Annotated in this window: 2 rRNA genes; both read right to left on the reverse strand. The window is 42.9% G+C overall.

The window, feature by feature from the left end:
- Window positions 1-73: ribosomal RNA gene (gene rrf / locus KV696_RS10565) — 5S ribosomal RNA — on the reverse strand; the annotation flags it as partial.
- A gap of 76 nt (window positions 74-149) precedes the next feature.
- Window positions 150-240 (reverse strand): 23S ribosomal RNA (locus KV696_RS10570); the annotation flags it as partial.

Below are 240 nucleotides of genomic sequence, written 5' to 3' on the forward strand. Positions count from 1 at the left end.
TTCCGGCGTTCTAGGGCTTAACTTCTGTGTTCGGCATGGGTACAGGTGTATCTCCTAGGCTATCGTCACTTAACTCTGAGTAATACCTACTCAAAATTGAATATCTATTCAAACCAAGAAAACCTCTCGCTTTCATATTCTCAGTTACTTTGGATAAGTCCTCGAGCTATTAGTATTAGTCCGCTACATGTGTCGCCACACTTCCACTTCTAACCTATCTACCTGATCATCTCTCAGGGC

Source organism: Streptococcus humanilactis, from assembly GCF_019448275.1.
Taxonomy (GTDB): domain Bacteria; phylum Bacillota; class Bacilli; order Lactobacillales; family Streptococcaceae; genus Streptococcus; species Streptococcus humanilactis.